We start from the raw sequence: 20,332 nt of genomic DNA on the forward strand, positions 1-20,332 counted from the left end.
GCACCTTTCCAAGGGGGTGGCATGCACGTCGGCCGGTGTTTCCTAAGGGAAACACTGATCAATTTACACGCTCGCGCTCGAGTCGCTTTTGCGTGCGAACAAGGCGCGGCGACTGCCGTGCAGTCATTCTGCACAAGGGAGCCGCAACGCCGTTCCCACGCAACAGCGGCCGAGCCCCTTCGGGGTTGGCACCCCAGGTTCCCCGATCCTGCGTTGCGCCGCTTGCGGGTAGAACCACTACCCGCTGAACGACGCGCCTTGTCTCGGAAAACCTGGGGTGCCAACGCGAGTGTGTAAATTGGTCAGTGTTTCCCTAAGCTTGGCCCATGGACAAGCCCCTGCCTGATACCCCCGAAGCCCTGCCCCCCTTCCTGGACGAGGAGGTCGAGCACCTATTGCAGGACCTTGGCGAAAAGGCCGACTGGCCCGGCAGCCTGTCGGGTCAGTCGGCCAGCCCGCTGGCCTTCAGCCATTACCTCGCCCAGACGGTGGGTCGGCATCCGGACTATCTGCTCGACACCCTGGATGACAAGGGGCGGGTGCCCGCGCGGGATGACGACGCCTTTGCCGCGATGCTGGGCGCCGCGCTGGAGAAGGCCGAGGGCGAGGGGCCGCTGAAGCACGCGCTGCGGGAGGTGCGCCATCGCGAGATGATCCGCATCGCCTGGCGGGACCTGGAAGGGCGCGCGGACCTGGACGAGGTCATGCATGACCTCAGTCGTCTTGCCCAGGGCCTGATCCAGGGCGCGCTGGACTGGCTCGACCGCCACTACCAGGGTCGCCACGGGCAGCCGCGTGGGGCCGACGGCGCACCTCAGTCGCTGGTCGTGCTGGGGCTCGGGAAGCTCGGTGGTGGTGAGCTGAATTTTTCCTCCGATATCGACCTGATCTTCGCCTACGCCCAGTCCGGCGAGACTGATGGCGAGCGGGTCCTGGATAACGGTGCGTACTTTCAGAAGCTGGGGCGTGCCCTGATCGCGGCGCTGTCCGAGGTGACCGCCGACGGTTTTTGCTATCGCGTGGACATGCGCCTGCGCCCGTTCGGCGACTCGGGCCCGCTGGTAATGCACTTCGATGCGATGGAGGACTACTACCAGGCGCATGGCCGCGAGTGGGAGCGCTACGCCCTGATCAAGGCGCGTCCGCTGGCGGGCGATGCGGCCGCGGGGGATGCGCTGATGAAGCGTCTGCGTCCGTTCATCTACCGCCGCTATCTGGACTACGGCACGCTCGCGAACCTGCGCGAACTCAAGCAGATGATCAACGACGAGTCCGCCCGGCGGGGGCGCTACGAGGACGTCAAGCATGGCGAGGGCGGGATCCGCGAGATCGAGTTCATCGCCCAGTCGTTCCAGTTGATTCGCGGCGGGCGCGACCAGGCCCTCCAACGGCGAGACCTGCTGGGCGTGATGGAGGTGCTGCGAGCGCGCGACCTGCTGCCGGGCTACGCGGTCGACCAACTGGAGCGCAGTTATCGCTTTCTGCGCCGGGTCGAAAACCGCCTGCAGATGCTCAACGATCAGCAGACCCACCGTCTGCCGCGCTCTGCCGGCGACCGGACCCGCCTGGCCCTGTCGCTGGGATTCGACAGCGAGGTGACCTTCGAGGCGGCGCTGGTGCGCGAGCAGCGCCGGGTGCATGCGCACTTCGAACAGGTGTTTACCGCCCCGCAGCGCGACGATGCCGAGTCCATGGACAGCTCGCCCGAGGCGGACCGCGAACAGCAGTTGCATCGCCTGTGGCAAGGCTCGCTGGATGACGATGTGGCACGGGAGGCCTTGTCCTCCCTCGGCTTCGACGACCCCGGAGCGGCCCTGGAGGGGCTCGTGGATTTGCGCGAGAGCCCCGGCGTGCGCGCGATGAGCACCACGGGACGCCAACGGCTGGATCGTCTGATGCCGCTGCTGATCGGGGCCCTGGCCGAGATGGATGCCCCGGACGCAGTGCTGCCCCGCGCCCTTCAGATGGTACGTACCATCGCCCGCCGCTCGGTGTATCTGTCGCTGCTGGTCGAGAATCCGCTGGCGCTGTCGCAGCTGGTCAAGCTGGTCGCGGCCAGCCCCTGGATCAGCGAGCAGCTGACGCGCTTCCCCGTCCTGCTGGACGAGTTGCTCGACCCGCGTGCCCTGTATGCCCCGCCGGACCGGGACGGGATGCGCGAGGAACTGGAGGCGGAGCTCGCGCAGTTCCCGGGTGAGGACCACGAGCAGATGCTGGACCGCCTGCGCCAGTTCAAGCAGGTGCAGACGCTGCGCGTGGCGGCGGCCGACATCATGGGCTTTCTGCCGTTGATGAAGGTCTCCGACCACCTGACCTGGCTGGCGGAGGTGATGCTCGAGCGTGTGCTCAAGCTCGCCTGGGACAAGCTGGTCGAGCGTCACGGCGCGCCGCGCTGCGGCGAGGGCGACGACCTGCGCCCGGCGCGCTTCGCGGTGATCGGCTACGGCAAGCTGGGCGGCTTCGAGCTCGGATATGGCTCCGATCTGGACGTCGTATTCCTGCATGATTCCGAGGGCGAGGACGCGCAGACCGCCGGGCCGAAGGTGATCGACAACACCGAGTTCTTTGCCCGGGTCGCGCAGCGCGTGGTCCATCTGCTGGGGGCCTTTACCGCGGCCGGCAGGCTGTACGAGGTGGATACGCGGCTGCGCCCGAGCGGCACCTCCGGTCTGCTGGTCAGCGGGCTGCAGGCCTTCCGGCGTTATCAGGACGAATCCGCCTGGACCTGGGAACATCAGGCACTGGTGCGCGCCCGCTTCGTCGCCGGTGATCCTGAGCTGGGCAAGCGGTTCGATGCCCTGCGCCGCGAGGTGCTGACCCGCGAACGCGACACCGATGCCCTGCGGGCGGAGGTCGTCGAGATGCGCCAGCGCATGCTGGCCGAGCACGCCTCGAAAAAGGGCCAGGGCTTCCATCTCAAGCGCGATCGGGGCGGTATCACTGATATCGAATTCATGGTTCAATACTGGGTTTTGGTATCCGCCCACGACCATCCCGCCGTCTGCAACTGGCCGGACAAGATCCGCACGCTGGAGACCCTCGGGCGCGAGGGCGTGATCGGCGAGGACCTGAGCGAGGTGCTGGCGGATGCCTATCGGGATTTGCGCAACCGCATCCATCGCCTGACGCTGGCGGGCCGGGAGGCCCGGGTCGAGGAGCCGGACGACGAGCTGCTGGCGGTGCGCGACCGCATAATCGAAACTTGGAATGACCTGTTCGGCGCGCCGGATCCGGTCGCCAACAAGAACGCCTAGAGGGATACAAGACATGTCGATGGCCGACCGCGACGGGGTGATCTGGCTGGACGGGCAGATGGTGCCCTGGCGCGAGGCGCAGACCCACGTGCTGACCCACACCCTGCATTACGGCATGGGCGTGTTCGAGGGCGTGCGCGCCTACAAGACCGAGCGCGGCCCGGCGATCTTTCGCCTGCAGGACCACACCCGGCGCCTGTTCAACTCCGCCAAGATCCTCGGCATGACCATCCCGTACTCGGCCGACGACCTGAACGAGGCACAGATCGCCTCGGTCCGCGACAACGGCCTGGAGAGCGCCTACCTGCGCCCGATGTGCTTCCTCGGTTCCGAGGGCATGGGCCTGCGCGCGGACAACCTCAATGTGCACGCGATGGTCGCGGCCTGGCACTGGGGCGCCTATCTGGGCGACGAGGGCATGGAGAAGGGCATCCGCATCCGCACCTCGTCCTACAGCCGGCACCACGTGAATGTGACGATGTGCAAGGCCAAGGCCAACGGCAACTACATGAACTCGATGCTGGCCCTGCAGGAGGCGACCCGCTGCGGCTACGACGAGGCCATGCTGCTGGATACCGAGGGCTACGTGGCCGAGGGCAGTGGCGAGAACATCTTCCTGGTGCGCGATGGCGTGCTGGTCACCCCGGACCTGACCTCCGCGCTGGACGGCATCACCCGCCGCACGGTGATCACCCTGGCCGAGGAGGAAGGCCTGCGCGTGGTGGAGAAGCGCATCACCCGCGACGAGGTGTACATTGCCGACGAGGCCTTCTTTACCGGGACCGCCGCCGAGGTGACCCCGATCCGCGAGGTCGACGACCGGCCGATCGGCTCCGGCACCCGCGGGCCGATTACCGAACGCCTGCAATCGCGCTATTTTGATGTCGTACAGGGCCGCGACCGTCAGCACGACGGCTGGCTGACCTACCTCTAGGGAAACACTGATTAATGCACACGCTCGCGTTGGCACCCCAGGTTTTCCGAGACAAGGCGCGTCGTGCAGCGGGTAGTGGTTCTACCCGCAAGCGGCGCAACGCAGGATCGGGGAACCTGGGGTGCCAACCCCCACAAGCTATTGAAAGACGGGGCTCGGCCGCTTTTGCGCGGGAACGGCGTTGCGGTTCCCTTGTGCAGAATGACTGCACGGCAGTCACCGCGCCTTGTTCGCACGCAAAAGCGACTCGAGCGCGAGCGCGTGCATTAATCAGTGTTTCCCCAACACGCGAGACGAAAACCATGGTCAATCCCGATACCGCTCATCACCAGGACCAGTACGAGACCGCGAACGCGCAGCCGGAGATCACGGTCACCAAGAAAGACCTGCCGCTGCACTGCCCGACGCCGAAGATGGCGCTATGGGCCTCGCACCCGCGCGTCTACCTGCCGATCGACGAGACCCCGGACGGCCGCTACCAGTGCCCCTACTGCGGCACCCAGTTTATCCTGAAGGACGACGCCTGATCATCGTGGGCCCGCGCCCTGGCATCTGCGCCGGGGTGAATCGTGCCCGCCCCGGGCGTTCCCGCGCACGCATCCGATGAAGCTCTCCCTGCCCCCGTTTGATCAGGCCCGTGTGCTGGTGGTCGGCGACCTGATGCTGGATCGCTACTGGCACGGCGGCACCGATCGTATCTCGCCCGAGGCCCCAGTCCCGGTGGTCCACGTGAGCGAGATCGAGCAGCGCCCGGGCGGGGCCGGCAACGTCGCACTGAACCTTGCCGCCCTGGGTGGTCATGCCGATCTGGTCGGTGTGACCGGCGAGGACGAGGCCGCGGCCGAACTGTCCGGTCTGCTCGAGGGCGCGGGAGTGGCCTGCCACTTCCGCCGCCAGCCCGGGGCGGCCACCATCACCAAACTGCGCGTAATCAGCCGCCACCAGCAGCTGATCCGCCTCGACTTCGAGGACGGTTTCCCCGGCACCCGCGCCGCCGACCTGCTGCCACAGGTCGAGCCCCTGCTGGCCAACTGCGGCGCCGTCGTCCTGTCCGACTACGCCAAGGGCGCGCTGCGCGATCCCCAACCCCTGATTCAGGCCGCCCGCGCCGCCGGGGTCCCCGTACTGGTCGACCCCAAGGGCCGCGACTTCTCCCTCTACCGTGGAGCGGACCTGATTACCCCCAACCTCGCCGAACTGGAGGGTGTGGCAGGCCCCTGTCCGGACGATGAAAGCCTGGAACGGGCGGCCCGGGACGTGATGGAGCGCTGCGGGATCCCGGCGCTCCTGGTCACGCGCGGCGCGGCCGGGATGACGCTGTTCCGCGAAGGGCAGGCAGCCGTGCATCAGCCGGCTCGAGCACGCGAGGTGTTCGACGTGACCGGGGCGGGTGACACGGTGATCGCCACTCTGGCCGCCGCCCTGGCGGCCAGCGCGACGATCGAGGACGCGATGCAGCTGGCCAACCTGGCGGCCGGCATCGTGGTCGGCAAGCTGGGTACCGCCACCGTCTCGCTGCCCGAGATCGAGCGCGAGATCTACGCCCCCCGGGCGGCCGGCCAGAGCATGCTGTCCCGAGCCGAGCTGGCGGATGTGCTGCGCCGGGCTCGCGCAGCGGGCGAGCGGGTCGTGATGACCAATGGCTGTTTCGACATCCTGCACGCCGGCCATGTCGCCTACCTCGCCCAGGCCCGTGCCCTGGGGGACCGGCTGCTGGTCGCGGTGAACGACGATGCCTCCGTGCGTCGCCTGAAGGGAGAGGGACGCCCGGTGAATCCGCTGGATCAGCGCATGGCCGTGCTGGCGGCCCTGGGCGCCGTGGACTGGGTGGTCCCGTTCTCCGAGGACACCCCGGCCGACCTGATTGCGGAGGCCCTGCCGGACGTACTGGTCAAGGGTGGCGACTATCGACCCGAGGCCATCGCCGGACACGATGCGGTGGTGGCGAACGGAGGCGAGGTGCGAGTGCTGGATTTCGTGGACGCCTGTTCCACCAGTGCCGTGGTGGAACGCATACGAGCGAGTCAGGAACAACGATGAAAGTACTCTACCTTGTGGGGATGGGCCGCAGTGGCTCGACGCTGACGGATATCCTGCTGGATGCCCACAGCCAGATCCGGGCGCTGGGCGGGGTGCGGCGGCTGGCGCACTATGCGCGCAAGCATCCCTGCCCCTGTGGTGCCCCCAGTTTCTGGGAGTGCGAGTTCTGGTCGGCCGTCAACGCCCGTCTGGAGGAACGCCTTGGCTGCACCCTGGAGACGCTCGATGTGCACGCCCGCGATCCGGCGCGTTTCAACGAGCACAACCGCACGCTGTTCGAGGTGGTCTCCGAGGTCAGCGGCGTCCCGTTCGTGACCGACAACTCCAAGTCGGTGCAGCGCCTGCGTCGGCTGATGGCCGCGCCCGACATCGACGTCATTCCGATCCATGTCCTGCGTGACCCGCGTGGTAGGGCCCAGTCGTTGCGCAAGCGCAAACAGCAGAACTACATCCCCACCTTTTCGTATTCGCATCGCTCGCTGCGGCTCTACTACCTCCTGCGCAACGAACCGCACATCGTGCTGAACTACGAAAAACTGGCGTACGACCCGGAAGATCAGCTGCCGAAGCTGATGGCCCGGCTGGGTCTGGAGTTCGAGCGCCCGCAGCTGGACGCCTGGGCGGAGATGCCGCACCACAACATCGGTTCCGCGGATGTCTTTCGCAAGACCGAGGGCAGTCAGATCCGGCCCGACGATGCCTGGAAACAGGTGATCCCGCCCTACATGCAGCGCATCCAGAACCTGATTGCCTGGCCGGGTCGGGTCGCCAACGACGCCAAGGAGCGTCGCTGGGGAATCGACTGAGCCCCAGCTGGATCAGCGCGGCTCGCTAACCCGTTCCAGCCATGCCCGGTCGCCCTCCGCGGCCCGCAGAAACCCCCGCGACTCCGGACGTCCGAAGGCCAGCGGCAGGGGATCCAGGATCCACAGCGCCTGGCCATCGCTGCCCAGCATGCGCGGGTCCCGCCCCCGAAAGCGGATCCCGTAATCCCGCAGCCCGGCCCACAGGGTCTCGGCCGCCGCCGCTCCCGGGGGCTCGCTGGCGGCATCCAGCGGGCGCAATTCCGGGTCCGTCTCCCAGACCAGCCAGACCAGGCCGCGATCGGCGGCGATGATCGCTACCGGCCGGGGCACCGAGAGTCCCAGACGCCGCAGCGTGAGAGCATGGCTCCAGGCCCGCCGGGCCGTCTGACGCGTGAGTGCAGGGCGCAACAAGCCGGGCAGAGTCTGCCAGGGGGCCTCGATTCGCTGGGCCTGATATGGCCGTTCGGCATGCCCGGAGAACCCATCCGGCAATTCGCCGGTTTCGTACAGCTGGAGGGCGAGGTGTTCGGCCTGTCCACGGGAGAGGGCCCGGCGGTCATGAATCACCCGGAGGTCGTCCATACGGAATCGGGGGTAGTGTTTCCACCCCCGGCACGCCCGCCGGGCGACGCGGCGAGCGTGCCGGAGACGAGCGCGGCGCAGGTCGCGCAGGAAGCGTGGCAACCCGGCTTCCGTCACTCCCCAGCCCCTCAGTTCGTGATACTGCCGGAAGCCCTCCCGTATTAGTGTCTCGGGCAGGCGGGTCTTGGAGGCGTACAGCCGTTGCAGGTGGTCGAGGGCCGCTCGGCGGCCGAGCGGCCCGTTGCGGCGACGCACGCGATCTCCGTCGATGGCGAACAGACGCCCCTCGCGGGGGATGAAGTTCAGCCAGTTGAGATCGTTCTGGACGATTCCGGCGCGATGGTGGTCGGCCAGTGTGGCCAGCAGGCGTGCATGGGCCTGGTCTCCCGGGTCGTCTCCCGACGGTGGCCAGGGTTCGTCCGCCTCGACGAGACCCAGGACCAGCAGCCAGGCACGATACCGGGGGCAATAAGCGGCGTGGTGTACGGCTGGCGCGGCGACGCCGGCGGCTTCCAGCAGGCGCGCTCCACGCGTCCCGCGCCGCCATTCGGCCCACTGGCTGATGCGTCCAAGGTAGAACTTGGCGACCACCGGCTGCCCGCTGGCAAGCCGGGCGCGGAAGATCCGGCGTTTGCCCGGGTACTCGTGAATGCACTGTTCCAGTGCGAGTGGTCCAAGCCCGGGGATATCCGGGCGGTCACCCGCTTCCGGTGTTCGGCGCATCGAACTGGTAGCCCAGCAGGTCCAGGTCGCGGCGATAATGCTGCGCGACCAGCTCCACGAGGGCATCGTCATAGTAGGTCCGGTAGTCGTCGCGCTCGGTGGCGCGGCGCAGATGCGGCAGCTCCGGCGCAGGTATCCCGATGCGGTCGCAGATGGTGCGGAAATCCTCCTGCAGGTTCTCGTAGCGGCCGATGAAGTCGACGATCACCCGGCCCTGCAGATCCACGATGTACTCGTGTTGCAACTCCGCCGAGGTGTCCAGCATGTAGTCGTATGGGCGCTCGGGATCGAACTTCAGGCGCAGGAAATCTCCGAAGGATTTGACCCCTTTCAGGACCTCCGGCTTCTCCCGCTGGATGTGGTGCCAGGAACTCACCTGAAGATCCCATGGGTTGCGCACGATCGCGCACTTGAACAGCTCGCGGTAGACCGGCTCCGGCAGCATCTCCTTCGCCGCGATCGCCTTCGCGTGGCGGGGAAACTTCAGCCCCAGCTTGTGCCGGGGGCGGGTCAGTTGGCTGACCTGGCTCGCCGCCCACAGCGGAATGCTGTACCACCCGCCCCAGCGATACGGCCGCAGGGCCGCCCGGATGCTGGTCCCGCCCGTCTTGGCGATGTGCACGAACAGGAAATTCTTGCGGTAGGAGATCAGCATGGTGTCTTCGTTATCGGAGCCCCGGCTCGGGGCGCCATTCTAGCGCTGGCGAGCTTGACGCGCCTGGCGTCTAGTCTGCGCCGGCCCGGCGCGGATTAAAGTCGGTGAGTGCGGCCTCGATTCGCTGTCCAGACGTTCCGGGACCGCGGGCGTGATGGCGGAGCCACGCACTATGGACAAACCGCAGCTCCGCGACCACCTGATCGACGCCAGCCAGCCTTGCCGCCGCCAGTCGATGATTGCCGTTGGCGACCTTGATGAACTCCCCATCCGGACCGATCGCAACACCGATCTCGTCCTTTCCGGCGCCGGCGATGTAGCCGTGAGTGCGCAGGCTTTCCCATAGTGCCCGGTACTCGCGCACGTAGTCCTCGCGTATGTGCTGCGCCTTTTCAGCGGCGTGCGCCGGCGACTTTCCACGCGCCTCATAGTAGGTGCGCAGAGCGTTTTCCTGTTGATCGGCCGTTGATTCTGGATCCAGCAGTGCACGCATCATCGGAACCACCGGGTGATCCTCAAAAGGGATCGCATCCCGGTGCCATCGACCGCGCCGCACGCCCTGCGGAAGGAGAAGTCCCTCGACAGCGAACAAAGCCTTGTCGATGGCCCCGCGCTTGACCAGGCAGCGCTGCAGGCTTTCGGTGGGCAGGTCGATCAGGAGGGGGGAGGTCATGTTTGCTCGTCTGCTGGGTGGTCGCGCGGAGCCAGCCGCAAGACACGCAGATACTCCCGGCTGCTGCGGGATATGGTGTAAGGGGCGACCGCATCCCGCAGCCGTGAGGCAGGAACCGGCGCATCAAGGGCCTGCAGGATGCCCCGCGCGAGTTCGCCCGGGTCTCCAGGTCGCACCAGAGGACCCAGTGCCCCATGTTCCAGGATGTCGCGCGGCCCGCTGGGGCAGTCGGTTGCGACGACAGAAGTGCCAAGCGCCATCGCTTCGATCAGCACATTGGGAGCACCCTCGAACCTCGAGGAGAGTACGAACAGGTCGGCGGCCCGCATGATGGAATAGGGGTTGGGCAGGAATCCGACGAAATCCACGGACGGACCGATGCCCAGTTCCGCTGCCTGGTTTTCCAGGGCTTTGCGGTCCGGTCCTTCGCCCAGGATGAGCAGACGCACGTCGCGTTGTCGGGTCACCTCGGCCAGGGCTTCCAGCAACAGATCGAACCCCTTTTGCGGTCGCAGCCTGCCAGCCGCCACCAGTACCGGTGTCTTGCGTGGTGATTCGTTCAGCCACGGATGGTCCACAGGTGCCGCAGCGAGTTCGTCTAGCCAGGGGGGAACGACGGGGTTGGCAATCACATGGAATCGGGATTCCGGTATCCGCCCAATCGCGGCGAGGTCCTCGGCTACGGGCCGGGCCACGGTGATGATCGCATCCGCATGGGGGTACAACCATCGCACAGGGATGTGGCGTGCCAGTCTTTGCAGCCGGGTTTTCCCGGCCAGGGAACCCGAAAGGTGCATGCCCATGCGCAGGACCACGCGGGTCGACACACCGGCAAGTGCGCGGGCGAGAACTGCGACCCGCCCCGCTCGGTCCTTGGCAGCCAGGAGCGCCGCAGGCCGATGGTCCCGGAGGTAGCGTGCAACAGCGGGCAGTGCGAGGAGTGACGTGCGGACGTTCAGGCGGATCACGTTAACGCTCGCGGGGATCTCTTCAACGTGACGACCACGAGCCTTGAGCAGGAGAAGGTCTACGGTGACGCCCGCATCCACGAAGCCTCGCAGCAGGTGGTTCATCATCTTCTCCACTCCGCCGTCGCCGCTATAGGCGATGAGGATTGCCAGCCGGTCAGCCATCCTGGCCTCCCTGCGCCTTGCGGTAAGCGCGCATCAAGTCTGGCCAGCCAGCGCGACCCCGTTCGCGGGTTTCGGGCCATTTTTCGAGCGAGCGTTGCAGTCGGCTAAGGTTGCGCTTCAATCCTCTGGTGGTGTTCATTCGGCCCCGGTCCCAGTCGATCAGCCACACCGCATTATTTGGCTGGACCAGGATGTTGCGTACGTTGAGGTCCGCGTGCCAGGCACCCGCCTGGTGAAAGCGGGCCAGCGTTCTGCCGACCGCCTCCCATATCGCGGGCGGGTCATTACATTGCTGGATGAGCTCGAACAGGGTGCACGCGTGCGGTATGACCTCCGTGATGAGATCTCCCTTCCAAGTCAGACCAGAATATCGAACCCGCGCGGCGATCGGCCGCGGAACCGGCAGGCCGCGCTGGTAGAGCGTGCTGAGCAGGCGCCATTCACGGATGGGACGAGCGCGCTGCACTCCGGTTCTCAGGTAGGCGTCGCTGGATAGCCGGGCCATGAGCCCGCCCCGCCAGTAGTGTCGAAGCACCCAGTGTTCGTCCTCATGGCGGATAAAGTGCACGGGTCGCCGACCGGTTCCGGATCCGGTCAGGAGTCCGCGAGCAGCCAGTAGATCCGGGGTGAACCACACAACGTCGCAGCGTTGCAGGCGGGTGGTGTCGACCAGGCAGGTTTCTTCCGGGGTGTGCGTGAAGCGCTCAGTGATGGGGTCCGTGGTTGCAGAGTCATTCATCACGCCACAACCCCATGGTGCGCAGATATTGTTCGGCGACGGCCTTGCTTTCGAATCGATCAAGCCGGGCCTCGGCGTGGCGGGTGGTGCGATCCCCGCGCAGGCAGGCGATCATCTCTTCGGCCATCGCATCCGCATCGCCTATCGGCACGAGTGGGGCGACGTCACCATCGCGGAGGATTTCGCGCGGGCCGCTGGGGCAATCCGTGGACAGCACATTGGTCCCCGCGGCCAGGGCCTCCACGAGTACATTGGCCAGCCCCTCGTAGCGGGACGAGAGCACGAAAAGCCGGGACCGCGCCAACCATGGAAGCGGGTCGGGTACATAGCCCGGCAGGTCCACGTCCGAAGCAATTCCGAGTTCCGCTGCCAGAGACTCGAGGCGTACCCGTTCGGGGCCCTCTCCGGCGATTACGAGACGGGCGGGGACATGGGCGCGAACCCTGGAGAAGGCATGTAGCAGGGTCGCGAAATCCTTCTGCGGGGTCAGGCGTCCCAGCCCCATGATCACCGGGCGGTTCTCGGTCGTGCCCAGCCATCGGTGATCCACTGAGTGCTGTGTGCGCTCGGCCATATCGGCCGTGATGACCGGGTTATAGATGACGGATACCCGGTCCGGGGGAATCGCAAAATGCTCGACCAGGTCATTGCGCACGCCCTGCGATATTGCGATCAGTCGATCTGCCCGGCGATAGAGCCGCCGGGCCCAGCGCCGTTTGGAGGGACGGCGCAGAAATTCGCTGGGGGTATTGGTGACCTTCGCGAACACGGGTATGTCTAGGCGAAACAGGTCCCGCGCCAGAACGGCGACCTTGGCGCCATGGTCCTTCGCGGTAAGCAGCGCATCCGGTTGGCTGCGCCGAAGGTGCTTCTGCAGGCGCAGTACACTGTCCCACTTGTGGCGGCTGCTCAAATCCACGATGTCCACGGCCGCCGGGAATTGATCGGGATACGGAACCTCGCCGCCCCGGGTCAAGATGAACTCCACGCGGATGCTCTTGGCGAGAAACTCCCGGCAAAGGGTCAGCATCTTTCGTTCAATGCCGCCCCACGCCTTGAGGGGTGCGAGGATCGCCAGTTTGCGCTGTTGACCGGGGGGGCTTCCCATCCTGTTGACCAAGTGCGGCTCAGGGCCGGCCACTGTAGCCTCGTTGCTGAAGGAGTTCGTGGTGACTTGCCGCGAGACTTTTCAGTTCCTCGTCGCGGGTCCAGGCCCCGGCGCGGTCTGCACGAAAACCCGCTGCAGTGTCATTCACCTGTTCGGAGTCGGGGGCGCAACCACAGAATTCCAGGCCCCGGGCGAGTGTTTCGTGCGGATGGTTCAGCAGATCCTCGTAGCGTAGTTCAAGGGCGCGTTCGGGACCGATTTCTTGCAGGTGCCCGCGAGCCCTGTCCATGTATTCGGCCCACAAGTCCAGTCCGGCTTCCAGCCGTCGACAGAGGGGTTGCGGACCGAATCCCCTTCGTTTGGGCGCGAGCGGGTTCAGCCGGTAAACCCACCGGTGTCGATGGTAGCGTTCGAGACGGGTCTGCACGACCTGTCGACGACGGGACCGCAAGCTGGCCGCGACATCGACGCCATGACGAACGATATGCAGAACCCGGGCGTCCGGAAAAAGTTCCAGCCACAACGGAAGCGTCCAGGTGTTGCGCGGATCCTTCCAGCCCCACGCCTGGCGTTGGCCGAACATGCCCCGGCCTCGGGCGCCCAGCCAGCGTCCTGGCCCGAGGAAGCGTGCACTTGCGGGGCCTCGCACGATCCCTTCCAGGTAGTCCACCAGCTCCGGGCGCAGGTCCGTGTCGGCCAGCAGCTCGTCCATCGACTGCGGGCGTTCCCATGTGGCGGATGCCTGGCGAAACAACCAGGCATTGATTGCGTTGGTGAACGCCGCTTCCTCGTTCCGGCTCGCGTCGCGACCCATGAAGAAACCAGCCTGCTGCAGCACACGTGTCAGCAGACTGGTGCCGGAGCGGTGCATCCCGATAATGATGACCGGTGGCCTTGTCATGGCTCGAGCTCGACTATTCATGACGGGGATACTGGCGGCGTGATGCCCATGAAATCCAGATAGGCGCGCGCGGCACGCTCCGCCCGGAAACGGTCGACTGCCTCCGCAGGGTCGTATTCGGGTGTCTCCCCGCGCAGTCCTTTCAGGATGCCTTCGGCCAGCGCGTCAGGGTCGCGCGGGGGTACGAGAATCCCGTATCGCCCGTCCTCCAGAATCTCGCGCGGTCCGCTCGGGCAGTCCGTCGAGACGACAGGTGTTCCGAGGGCCAGGGCTTCGATCACGACATTTACTAATCCCTCCCAGCGTGATGACAGTACGAAGAGATCCGCCTGGGCCATGTAGGGGTAGGGGTTGTCCACATGTCCGCATAAATCCACGCGCTCGCCAATCCCTAGCTCGTTTGCCAGACTTTGGAGCTCATAGCGTTGCTCTCCCTCTCCGAGAATGATCAACCGTGCAGGAATGGCCTCGCAGGCACGAGCGAACGCATGGAGAAGGTTCGGGTAATCCTTCTGGGGTGCAAGCCTGCCGGCAGCCACCAATACGGGCTCGGCATGGTTCGAACCCAGCCAGCGGTGGTTGGCAGGGAGTCGAGCACGATCATATGTATGGCGCGTTATTGTCCCACTGTAGATCTTTCTTGTTTCCAAGTTGCGCAGGCCGATCTGCTTGAGGTCGTCCTGGACGCCCTGGGAAATCGCAATCAGGCCGTCCGCCAGTGGATAAACCTTCTGGATTTCTCGGAATTTCCGGTCTCTCTTTTTGGGAGATTCTGCCTGTTTTTCCGAAGCGCCAAAGGTATTGGGGACACTCAGGATTCGTCGTGAATGGATGCCCGGAAAGTAAGCGGTTCGAGCGAGTATGGTGTTGCTTGCGTGAGTGATCGACAGGACCGCCTGGGGCTGGTAGCGATACAGAAAGGCTGCGAGAGCCAATGTGGTCGCGGGACGGCTTCGCGTTTTCAGATCATGGAAACTCACAGACTCTGGCATTTCTTCCGGGAAGAATTGAACGCCCTTGCGGAACGTGACGAGCGCAGTACGCATACCCAGTCGATGCCAGACCTGGATCTGATTGGTCAAGCGCCGATAGATTCCTCCAGCGGGCTTGAACGAGCCAAATATGGCGATGTCGACATCGTCATTCATCCTCATGAGAGCGCTCGTCTGGATAGGAGGTCAGCCTGGCAAAATGGGATGCGGCCATTAGTGCCAGGACCAGACCGTAAAAGTGTTCTACGGAAAAGCGTTGAATGATTTGTGCGTTCATGGCCCAGAAGGCCATTGCAGGCACGAAACCGAGCGTAAAAAGGGCGATGGTTCGCGCTGCTCCTGGTGTTTGCAGTCGCCGCCACGCTTCAAGGAGGATCAGGAGTATTGTGGCAGCGAACAACAGATATCCGACAAGGCCGAAGCGAAGCAGGATGTCGATGTGCGAGTTGTGATACGTGTCGGTGCGTCCCTCCAGTTGGGGAGGAATCGGATACTCATCGGTCAGGTGTCTTTGATCGGCGGCGCCGCGGCCAACCAGGGGTCGATCAAGAAAGCGCTCCCAGCCAAAGGCCCAGTATGCGACACGAATGCCAACGGGGTCTTCGGCCAGGTCTTCGACTCGGCCGCCAAACGGCAATGCCATCGTCTGCTGCACGGTTTCTGCCGTCTCGCTCCAGCGCTCGCCGATCGCGCTCCATGCATACGTTGTGATCGCCCCTGTTCCGAGCATGATGGTCAGGGCACCTGCGAGTAGCGGGACGCGCATTTGCCAGAGTCTCGAGCGAAAAACCCACAGGGCAAAGACAGCGGAAACCGACAGGAGGATGATCAAGGTCAGCCAGGAATTCCGACTCTTGGATGCGACCATGATCGCGACGAAAAAGCAGAAGAACAGGGCCAGGAGTACTCCGGTCACAATGCGGGTGCCGCGCCGATCCTGTGGCCCGGAGATGCCGGAGAACATATGGATGGTTGCGAAGAGTGCCCCGGCAGCCAGACCTGGCAACACAAGGGCCGCGGTGCGAAAACCGAGATCGGGTTCCTGACGGGCGGAGGTGTGCAGCGCTTCCAGTGTTCCGCTCCAGGAGGTGGTGGCCACGAAGAAGATCATGTAGCCGACCAGCAATAGCCCGAGTACCACGATACCGTGGCGGAGCCAGCGCCCGGTCGCGGCGAGTGCAAGCCCGTAGATCAGCACGGGAACGGCGGCCGATTTGAACCAGGTGGTCATTTCGTCCCAGTGTTCCGCGGCGCGCGCAGGGTCCTCCCAGAGCGCGGCCATGGCGGTCCGGATAATCACCCACAGGGCAAACCCGACCGGCAGCCACAATAGTGGGCTGTTGCGCAACGCCGACCAGTGGCGTCGAACAAACAGGATGCCCACGATCAGCGCCGCAAACTGGAAAAGCTGCCCCAGGGACGTTGATACAGGGGAAAAGAATGCCCCGAGATACAGGACGACGACCGCCGACAGTGCGAGACGATCATCCGCCAGACGGGATGGTACAGAAGCGTAGGCTGAAGGGGGGTAGTGGCTCATGAGCGTGAGGTGACAGGGCTGCGATAATCGGAATAGGATTCATCAAGCTGCTCGTCGATAACCCGGTTGACCTTCTCCAGCGCGCTGCCCCGGAGGTGTTCGCGGTAGCCTCCGACCTCTCCTTTTCGAGTCTTGAAGCTGGCCTCGTCATTCCGGTCGCGCGCGGCCAGGGCGCTGGTGCCCAGGGCATTGCTGGACTCCAGCTTGCGCATATTGTCGAACCGGGCATATTCCGCGGCTTCAGCGATGACTGGGTCCGGGATGTGTCCGAGCCCACTGAAATCGAGCACTCGTCGCAGTTCGGCCGAGGGGTTGGCATGCAGATCCTCGTACCGAACCATAAGAAACTTGTCGGGAACGTCTCGGTTGCTGGCCCATATGTTGTAGAACTCGGTAATCGTTTCGATCCCGCCTCGACGTTGACGGACGTAATCCTCGAGTGTGCCTTCGTAGTTGAGGTTGCGCCGGGTCTTCTGGAAATAGGATGACACCAGCACGTCGCGCGGGTCTCGTACCATGAAGATCACCTTGCGTCCGCGATATTCCGATTTGTCGCGCGGAAGCTCTTCCGGTAGCAGGAACTCCGGGCCGCCATCATGGTGCTGGAGGATATACGGGATGTTGCGCCATGGGCGTACACAGGCGCGCAATTTGAGCAGATTGCGGTTACGCAATCCGTAGTGTTGCTGGATGGCGCGGCCGATCATCAAGACGAGCCAGGTTCGGCCGCATTTGGGATAGGAAATCAGGTGAACGTCTGCGCGCCATCGGCGCCAGGCGCGGCGGGCTTTTTGAACGGATCGGCGAAAAGGTCCGCGTTTTCGAACGATGGCGCCCATGGGGCTAATAGTTTCCTGAATCCTGAGTCGGCGGCCAATAGCGGTCCTCGCGGGCCGGGCCGATTAGATCACAGAGGCCCACGGACAGGCCAGTGCCGCGGATGTCGCCAGACTGTCCGGGACAGACTCGTCACTCGGTTTCCGAGTGCGAGAGGTCCAGGGCCTTCAGGTAGCTCACGGCCGACAGGGATGCGTCGAACGGTGCTACGGCTTGTCTCAGGCTCGTTGGGGATGGCGGTGCGTCGAGTAACTGCACGAGCCCGCGGGCCACGCCTTCGGGATCCGCTACCCCCACGACCGGTCCGAGGCGGCCGTTGTCCAGGATTTCAGCGGGGCCGGTGGGGCAGTTTGCGGTCAGGGCTGGCGTACCGCAGGCCAGCGCCTCGACCAAAACTGCGCCGGAGCCTTCGCGGCGGGACGTCATGGCAAATACGTCGGCCCGGGACATCCAGGCATAAGGGTTGGAGCGGAATCCTGGCAGGCGCAGGTGTTGCTGTACGCCCAGCTCCCGGGCAAGTCGCTCCAGCGCTTCGCGCTCGCGACCTTCGCCGAGGATGATCAATCGCGCCGCTCGCTGTCGGCGCACTTCCGCGAAGGCCCGGATCAGGGTGGCGAAATCCTTGCGTGGTTCGAGCGATCCCGCACCGAGGATGACTGGGACTTCCCGGCTCTCGTCATCCAGCCAGGGTTCCCCGGTGGGCTCTCTGGCCTGTTCGTGCAGGCGCGTGGTTACGATCGGGTTGGGGATCACATGGAGCAGATCATCAGGCACGCCCACGAGGGTGCGCAGGTCGTGTCCAACTCCCTCCGAGGGTGCGATGACGGCGTTCGCTTGCGGATACCAGCGCTGCATTGAGCGCTGGAGGCGTCGAGCGCGGTGGGGCTTCATCTCGGCGAGGGTGGCGCTGATGGACATGCCCATGCGGATCGCCACCGGCATGCCGGGCCGGGCCAGGCGGCGTGCCAGGAGTGCGGTGCGGTTCAGCCGATGGCTGGCGGTATATAGCGCCTGTGGTCGATGGCGCAGCAGGTAGGCGATCAGGGCGGGCAGAGCCGTGTTGCGATGGGCGGCGCGCAGCGGTACCCGACGCACGTTGGGGGGCAGGTCGTCGATATAGGGGCCATGTCCGCGCAGGGTCAGCAGATCGAACTCCAAAGAGTAGTGGCCAAATTCCCGGACGAGGTTGGTGACCACTCGATCGACCCCGCTATGCCCCGAGGTGGCAAACAGCAGGGCGACCCGGGGCGACGGGGTTTCAGGCATTGGTTGCCTTCGCCTCCATCAGCTCATCCAGTTTCGCGGTGACGTCTGCGACGTTGATGCGGTCCATCACGGCGGGATCGCGGACTCGCTGTCCCCAGCGCAACGCCCCCGGTGGCTTGCCGAAGGCCGCCTGGCAGGCCTCGGGGTATGCGTTGACGACCCACTGGCGGCTGCAGTACGGCCCCGTACGTTCGGGATTGGAGCCGGCATAGAGTCCGATCACGGGTGTGCCGACTGCGTTGGCCATGTGGGCCGGGCCCGAGTCGGGTGAGACCACCGCGTCAGCTCGTTCGAGCACCGCCAGTAGCTGTTTGAGGCTGGTCGTCCCGATCAGGTTGATCAGCGAGTGGTGGCAGCCGGAGGCGATCGCTTCGCCATAGTCCCGCTCCAGTTCGGTGGGGCCGCCGGTGAGCACAACGGTCATGCCGTGGTGCTCCACCGCATGTTCGGCGACGGCCGCGTAGTGTTCTGCGGCCCAGTTACGAAAGTTGCGAAAGCGGGCGCTGGAACACGCGTTGATGACAAGGACGGGGCGGTCGGTGGGCAGGTGCCGATCGGCCCACTCCCTCGCGCTATCCGGGATCGGGATGTCCCAGCGCAGTTCGCGCTCCTGTACGCCCAGCGACTCGGCAAAGCCGAAGAAGGAGTCCAGGACGTGCTGGCGCGGCCGGGCGGCGATGCGTTCCTGGGTGAACAGCCACTGGAAGTCGCGTGCACGCTCACGGTCGAACCCGATCTTGCGCCGTGCCGGAACCTGCATTCCCATCAGGCTGGCGCGCAGGGAGACCTGCATCTGCAGGAGGACATCGAACTGGCGGCCCTTCAGGGCGCGCCGGAGGTCTGTGTAGGCGCGTAGCCCCCGCGCCTTGTCGACCACGACGAACTCCACATCGGGCAGGTCTCCCAGCAACTGGTATTCGAGGCGCCCGATGATCCAGGTGATGCGGGTGCGCGGCCAGGCCTTTTGCAGCGAGCGCACCACGGGGACTACATGGGTGGTATCGCCCAGCGCCGAGAGTCGCAGCAGGGCGATCTCCCGGGGCGGCCCCGGGGTTGCTGAGGCTGTGGTTGGCTGGTCAGGCGCCGTCACCGGGCGTCTTCCGCTTGTTCTTCTTTTTGAGCTTGTTTTTCTGCCACGGCAGGCGGCCGATGTGTTTGCTGCGAATGGCCGGATAGGGGTCCGGGGATCCCTCGGGCTGGGTCTTGAAGCGTCGATGCGCCCAGAAATACTGCTGTGGATAGGCCCGTACGGCATCTTCCAGTACCTGGTTCATGCGCGCCGCATCCGCAGCGCGGTCGCCGGAGGGATAGTTCTCCAGGGGCGGTCCGATCACGATCTCGTAGCCATCGTCCTGCGAGTCCACGTGATAGAACAATGGCAGTACGCGTGCCTTGCCCATGCTGGCGAGACGGGAAAGGCCGGTGGTGGTGGCCGCCGGCTGCCCAAAAAACGGGGCGAACACCAGCTCCGCCTGGCGAATGTTCTGATCGCCGGCATACCAGACCGGGACCCCGGCCTTGAGTGTGCGAAGAATGCCGCGAATGTCGTCCTTGGAAATCGCTCGGCTCAGGCTATTCTCGCGCCCCTGCTTCATGGCGCGTTCGAGCACAGGCTTTTTCTCCATGGGTTTGTAGATCACGGCCATTTCGGCCCGCTGCCCGAACAATCTTCCGGCGAGTTCGATGCAGGTGAAATGCCCGGACAGCAGGATCACAGGGCTGCCTTCCTCGGCGGCGTTATGCAGGTGATGAAGGCCATCGACTCGGCAGGGAATCCGGTCGACGGCCTTGCCGCCGAACCAGCCGAGGGCGACTTCGGCCATGCCACGCCCGGTATAGCGGAAGTTGGCGCGCACCCATTCCTCGCGCTGGGTCTCCGTCAGGTTCGGGAAGCACAGTTCGAGATTGCGGCGCACGATGTAGCGGCGTGATTTCGCCACGTGGTAAAGGGCGCCACCCAGTCTTTCGCCGAGGCCGACCGCCCAGCGCCACGGTAGTCGCGCAATGAGCCACAGCGCTACGATTGCGGTGGTCTGTCCCCAGTTGGATGGGTGCAGGGCGTTGTTGCTACGCGGGCCTTTCATCGCGCGGAGGAGATCCTGTCAGGCAAGGGCCGGAGGCCGCTTATTGTACATCGCATACCCGGCTG

Annotated in this window: 18 protein-coding genes; 5 read left to right on the forward strand and 13 right to left on the reverse strand. The window is 65.1% G+C overall.

Annotated features, from left to right (window positions below):
• Positions 1-326: 326 nt before the first annotated feature.
• The 5 genes from glnE (at position 327) to F467_RS0103790 (ending at position 7,034) form a co-directional block, all read left to right on the forward strand.
• Complete coding sequence (gene glnE, locus F467_RS0103770) at positions 327-3,254, forward strand: bifunctional [glutamate--ammonia ligase]-adenylyl-L-tyrosine phosphorylase/[glutamate--ammonia-ligase] adenylyltransferase (RefSeq protein ID WP_018139067.1); 2,928 nt, start codon at positions 327-329, stop codon at positions 3,252-3,254.
• A 13-nt stretch (positions 3,255-3,267) separates the two neighbouring features.
• A complete protein-coding gene (locus tag F467_RS0103775) occupies positions 3,268-4,188 on the forward strand; it encodes a branched-chain amino acid transaminase (RefSeq protein ID WP_018139068.1) in 921 nt (306 codons plus the stop codon).
• Positions 4,189-4,490: 302 nt separating this feature from the next.
• Positions 4,491-4,715 (forward strand): zinc-finger domain-containing protein, encoded by a 225-nt coding sequence (locus tag F467_RS0103780; RefSeq protein WP_018137983.1) that lies wholly within the window; start codon positions 4,491-4,493, stop codon positions 4,713-4,715.
• Positions 4,716-4,791: 76 nt separating this feature from the next.
• On the forward strand, positions 4,792-6,228 hold the full coding sequence (hldE, locus tag F467_RS0103785) for a bifunctional D-glycero-beta-D-manno-heptose-7-phosphate kinase/D-glycero-beta-D-manno-heptose 1-phosphate adenylyltransferase HldE (RefSeq protein WP_018137982.1): 1,437 nt from the start codon (positions 4,792-4,794) through the stop codon (positions 6,226-6,228).
• A complete protein-coding gene (locus tag F467_RS0103790; RefSeq protein ID WP_018137981.1) occupies positions 6,225-7,034 on the forward strand; it encodes a sulfotransferase in 810 nt (269 codons plus the stop codon). The genes hldE and F467_RS0103790 overlap by 4 nt, the downstream gene beginning before the upstream one ends.
• A gap of 12 nt (positions 7,035-7,046) precedes the next feature.
• Here the strand turns inward: F467_RS0103790 and F467_RS0103795 are convergent, their stop codons facing one another.
• The 13 genes from F467_RS0103795 to F467_RS0103855 all read right to left on the reverse strand — a co-directional run bounded on the left by F467_RS0103795 (position 7,047) and on the right by F467_RS0103855 (position 20,267).
• Positions 7,047-8,339, reverse strand: coding sequence for a hypothetical protein (locus tag F467_RS0103795; RefSeq protein WP_018137980.1), 1,293 nt, complete (start codon positions 8,337-8,339; stop codon positions 7,047-7,049).
• Positions 8,314-8,994: a sulfotransferase family 2 domain-containing protein gene (locus tag F467_RS0103800; protein ID WP_018137979.1), complete on the reverse strand. Its 681-nt coding sequence runs from the start codon at positions 8,992-8,994 to the stop codon at positions 8,314-8,316. The genes F467_RS0103795 and F467_RS0103800 overlap by 26 nt, the downstream gene beginning before the upstream one ends.
• Positions 8,995-9,064: 70 nt before the next feature.
• Positions 9,065-9,667 (reverse strand): hypothetical protein, encoded by a 603-nt coding sequence (locus F467_RS0103805; protein ID WP_018137978.1) that lies wholly within the window; start codon positions 9,665-9,667, stop codon positions 9,065-9,067.
• Positions 9,664-10,800 carry a glycosyltransferase gene (locus F467_RS0103810; RefSeq protein WP_018137977.1) on the reverse strand — a complete coding sequence of 379 codons (1,137 nt, stop codon included), beginning with the start codon at positions 10,798-10,800 and terminating at the stop codon, positions 9,664-9,666. The genes F467_RS0103805 and F467_RS0103810 overlap by 4 nt, the downstream gene beginning before the upstream one ends.
• Entirely contained in the window at positions 10,793-11,539 is a 747-nt protein-coding gene (locus F467_RS13145; protein ID WP_018137976.1) for a 3-deoxy-D-manno-octulosonic acid kinase, read from the reverse strand. The genes F467_RS0103810 and F467_RS13145 overlap by 8 nt, the downstream gene beginning before the upstream one ends.
• The gene (locus F467_RS0103820) at positions 11,532-12,647 is read right to left on the reverse strand and encodes a glycosyltransferase (protein WP_026182183.1); all 1,116 of its coding nucleotides are present in this window, start codon (positions 12,645-12,647) and stop codon (positions 11,532-11,534) included. The genes F467_RS13145 and F467_RS0103820 overlap by 8 nt, the downstream gene beginning before the upstream one ends.
• A 19-nt stretch (positions 12,648-12,666) precedes the next feature.
• Positions 12,667-13,569: a sulfotransferase gene (locus F467_RS0103825; protein WP_196799684.1), complete on the reverse strand. Its 903-nt coding sequence runs from the start codon at positions 13,567-13,569 to the stop codon at positions 12,667-12,669.
• A complete protein-coding gene (locus F467_RS0103830; RefSeq protein WP_018137973.1) occupies positions 13,566-14,702 on the reverse strand; it encodes a glycosyltransferase in 1,137 nt (378 codons plus the stop codon). Before F467_RS0103830 ends, F467_RS0103825 begins: the two co-directional genes overlap by 4 nt.
• A complete protein-coding gene (locus tag F467_RS0103835; RefSeq protein ID WP_018137972.1) occupies positions 14,689-16,080 on the reverse strand; it encodes an O-antigen ligase in 1,392 nt (463 codons plus the stop codon). Before F467_RS0103835 ends, F467_RS0103830 begins: the two co-directional genes overlap by 14 nt.
• Positions 16,077-16,919 (reverse strand): sulfotransferase domain-containing protein, encoded by an 843-nt coding sequence (locus tag F467_RS0103840; protein ID WP_026182181.1) that lies wholly within the window; start codon positions 16,917-16,919, stop codon positions 16,077-16,079. The genes F467_RS0103835 and F467_RS0103840 overlap by 4 nt, the downstream gene beginning before the upstream one ends.
• A 130-nt stretch (positions 16,920-17,049) precedes the next feature.
• Positions 17,050-18,183 (reverse strand): glycosyltransferase, encoded by a 1,134-nt coding sequence (locus F467_RS0103845; protein ID WP_018137970.1) that lies wholly within the window; start codon positions 18,181-18,183, stop codon positions 17,050-17,052.
• Positions 18,176-19,273 carry a glycosyltransferase family 9 protein gene (locus F467_RS0103850; RefSeq protein ID WP_018137969.1) on the reverse strand — a complete coding sequence of 366 codons (1,098 nt, stop codon included), beginning with the start codon at positions 19,271-19,273 and terminating at the stop codon, positions 18,176-18,178. Before F467_RS0103850 ends, F467_RS0103845 begins: the two co-directional genes overlap by 8 nt.
• The gene (locus F467_RS0103855) at positions 19,260-20,267 is read right to left on the reverse strand and encodes a lysophospholipid acyltransferase family protein (protein WP_018137968.1); all 1,008 of its coding nucleotides are present in this window, start codon (positions 20,265-20,267) and stop codon (positions 19,260-19,262) included. The genes F467_RS0103850 and F467_RS0103855 overlap by 14 nt, the downstream gene beginning before the upstream one ends.
• Positions 20,268-20,332 lie beyond the last annotated feature (65 nt).

Origin of the sequence: Thioalkalivibrio sp. ALJ12, assembly GCF_000378305.1 — a bacterium.
In the GTDB taxonomy this organism is placed as follows: domain Bacteria; phylum Pseudomonadota; class Gammaproteobacteria; order Ectothiorhodospirales; family Ectothiorhodospiraceae; genus Thioalkalivibrio.

What these genes read in the sequence shown, in the direction of transcription:
- F467_RS0103825 (WP_196799684.1), bottom strand. Translation starts at nt 13,569, where the DNA reads ATGAATAGTCGAGCTCGAGCCATGACAAGGCCACCGGTCATCATTATC.
- F467_RS0103775 (WP_018139068.1), top strand. Translation starts at nt 3,268, where the DNA reads ATGTCGATGGCCGACCGCGACGGGGTGATCTGGCTGGACGGGCAGATG.
- F467_RS0103820 (WP_026182183.1), bottom strand. Translation starts at nt 12,647, where the DNA reads ATGGGAAGCCCCCCCGGTCAACAGCGCAAACTGGCGATCCTCGCACCC.
- F467_RS0103810 (WP_018137977.1), bottom strand. Translation starts at nt 10,800, where the DNA reads ATGGCTGACCGGCTGGCAATCCTCATCGCCTATAGCGGCGACGGCGGA.
- F467_RS0103790 (WP_018137981.1), top strand. Translation starts at nt 6,225, where the DNA reads ATGAAAGTACTCTACCTTGTGGGGATGGGCCGCAGTGGCTCGACGCTG.
- F467_RS0103835 (WP_018137972.1), bottom strand. Translation starts at nt 16,080, where the DNA reads ATGAGCCACTACCCCCCTTCAGCCTACGCTTCTGTACCATCCCGTCTG.
- glnE (WP_018139067.1), top strand. Translation starts at nt 327, where the DNA reads ATGGACAAGCCCCTGCCTGATACCCCCGAAGCCCTGCCCCCCTTCCTG.
- F467_RS0103800 (WP_018137979.1), bottom strand. Translation starts at nt 8,994, where the DNA reads ATGCTGATCTCCTACCGCAAGAATTTCCTGTTCGTGCACATCGCCAAG.
- F467_RS0103840 (WP_026182181.1), bottom strand. Translation starts at nt 16,919, where the DNA reads ATGGGCGCCATCGTTCGAAAACGCGGACCTTTTCGCCGATCCGTTCAA.
- F467_RS0103805 (WP_018137978.1), bottom strand. Translation starts at nt 9,667, where the DNA reads ATGACCTCCCCCCTCCTGATCGACCTGCCCACCGAAAGCCTGCAGCGC.
- hldE (WP_018137982.1), top strand. Translation starts at nt 4,792, where the DNA reads ATGAAGCTCTCCCTGCCCCCGTTTGATCAGGCCCGTGTGCTGGTGGTC.
- F467_RS13145 (WP_018137976.1), bottom strand. Translation starts at nt 11,539, where the DNA reads ATGAATGACTCTGCAACCACGGACCCCATCACTGAGCGCTTCACGCAC.
- F467_RS0103855 (WP_018137968.1), bottom strand. Translation starts at nt 20,267, where the DNA reads ATGAAAGGCCCGCGTAGCAACAACGCCCTGCACCCATCCAACTGGGGA.
- F467_RS0103830 (WP_018137973.1), bottom strand. Translation starts at nt 14,702, where the DNA reads ATGAGGATGAATGACGATGTCGACATCGCCATATTTGGCTCGTTCAAG.
- F467_RS0103780 (WP_018137983.1), top strand. Translation starts at nt 4,491, where the DNA reads ATGGTCAATCCCGATACCGCTCATCACCAGGACCAGTACGAGACCGCG.
- F467_RS0103845 (WP_018137970.1), bottom strand. Translation starts at nt 18,183, where the DNA reads ATGCCTGAAACCCCGTCGCCCCGGGTCGCCCTGCTGTTTGCCACCTCG.
- F467_RS0103795 (WP_018137980.1), bottom strand. Translation starts at nt 8,339, where the DNA reads ATGCGCCGAACACCGGAAGCGGGTGACCGCCCGGATATCCCCGGGCTT.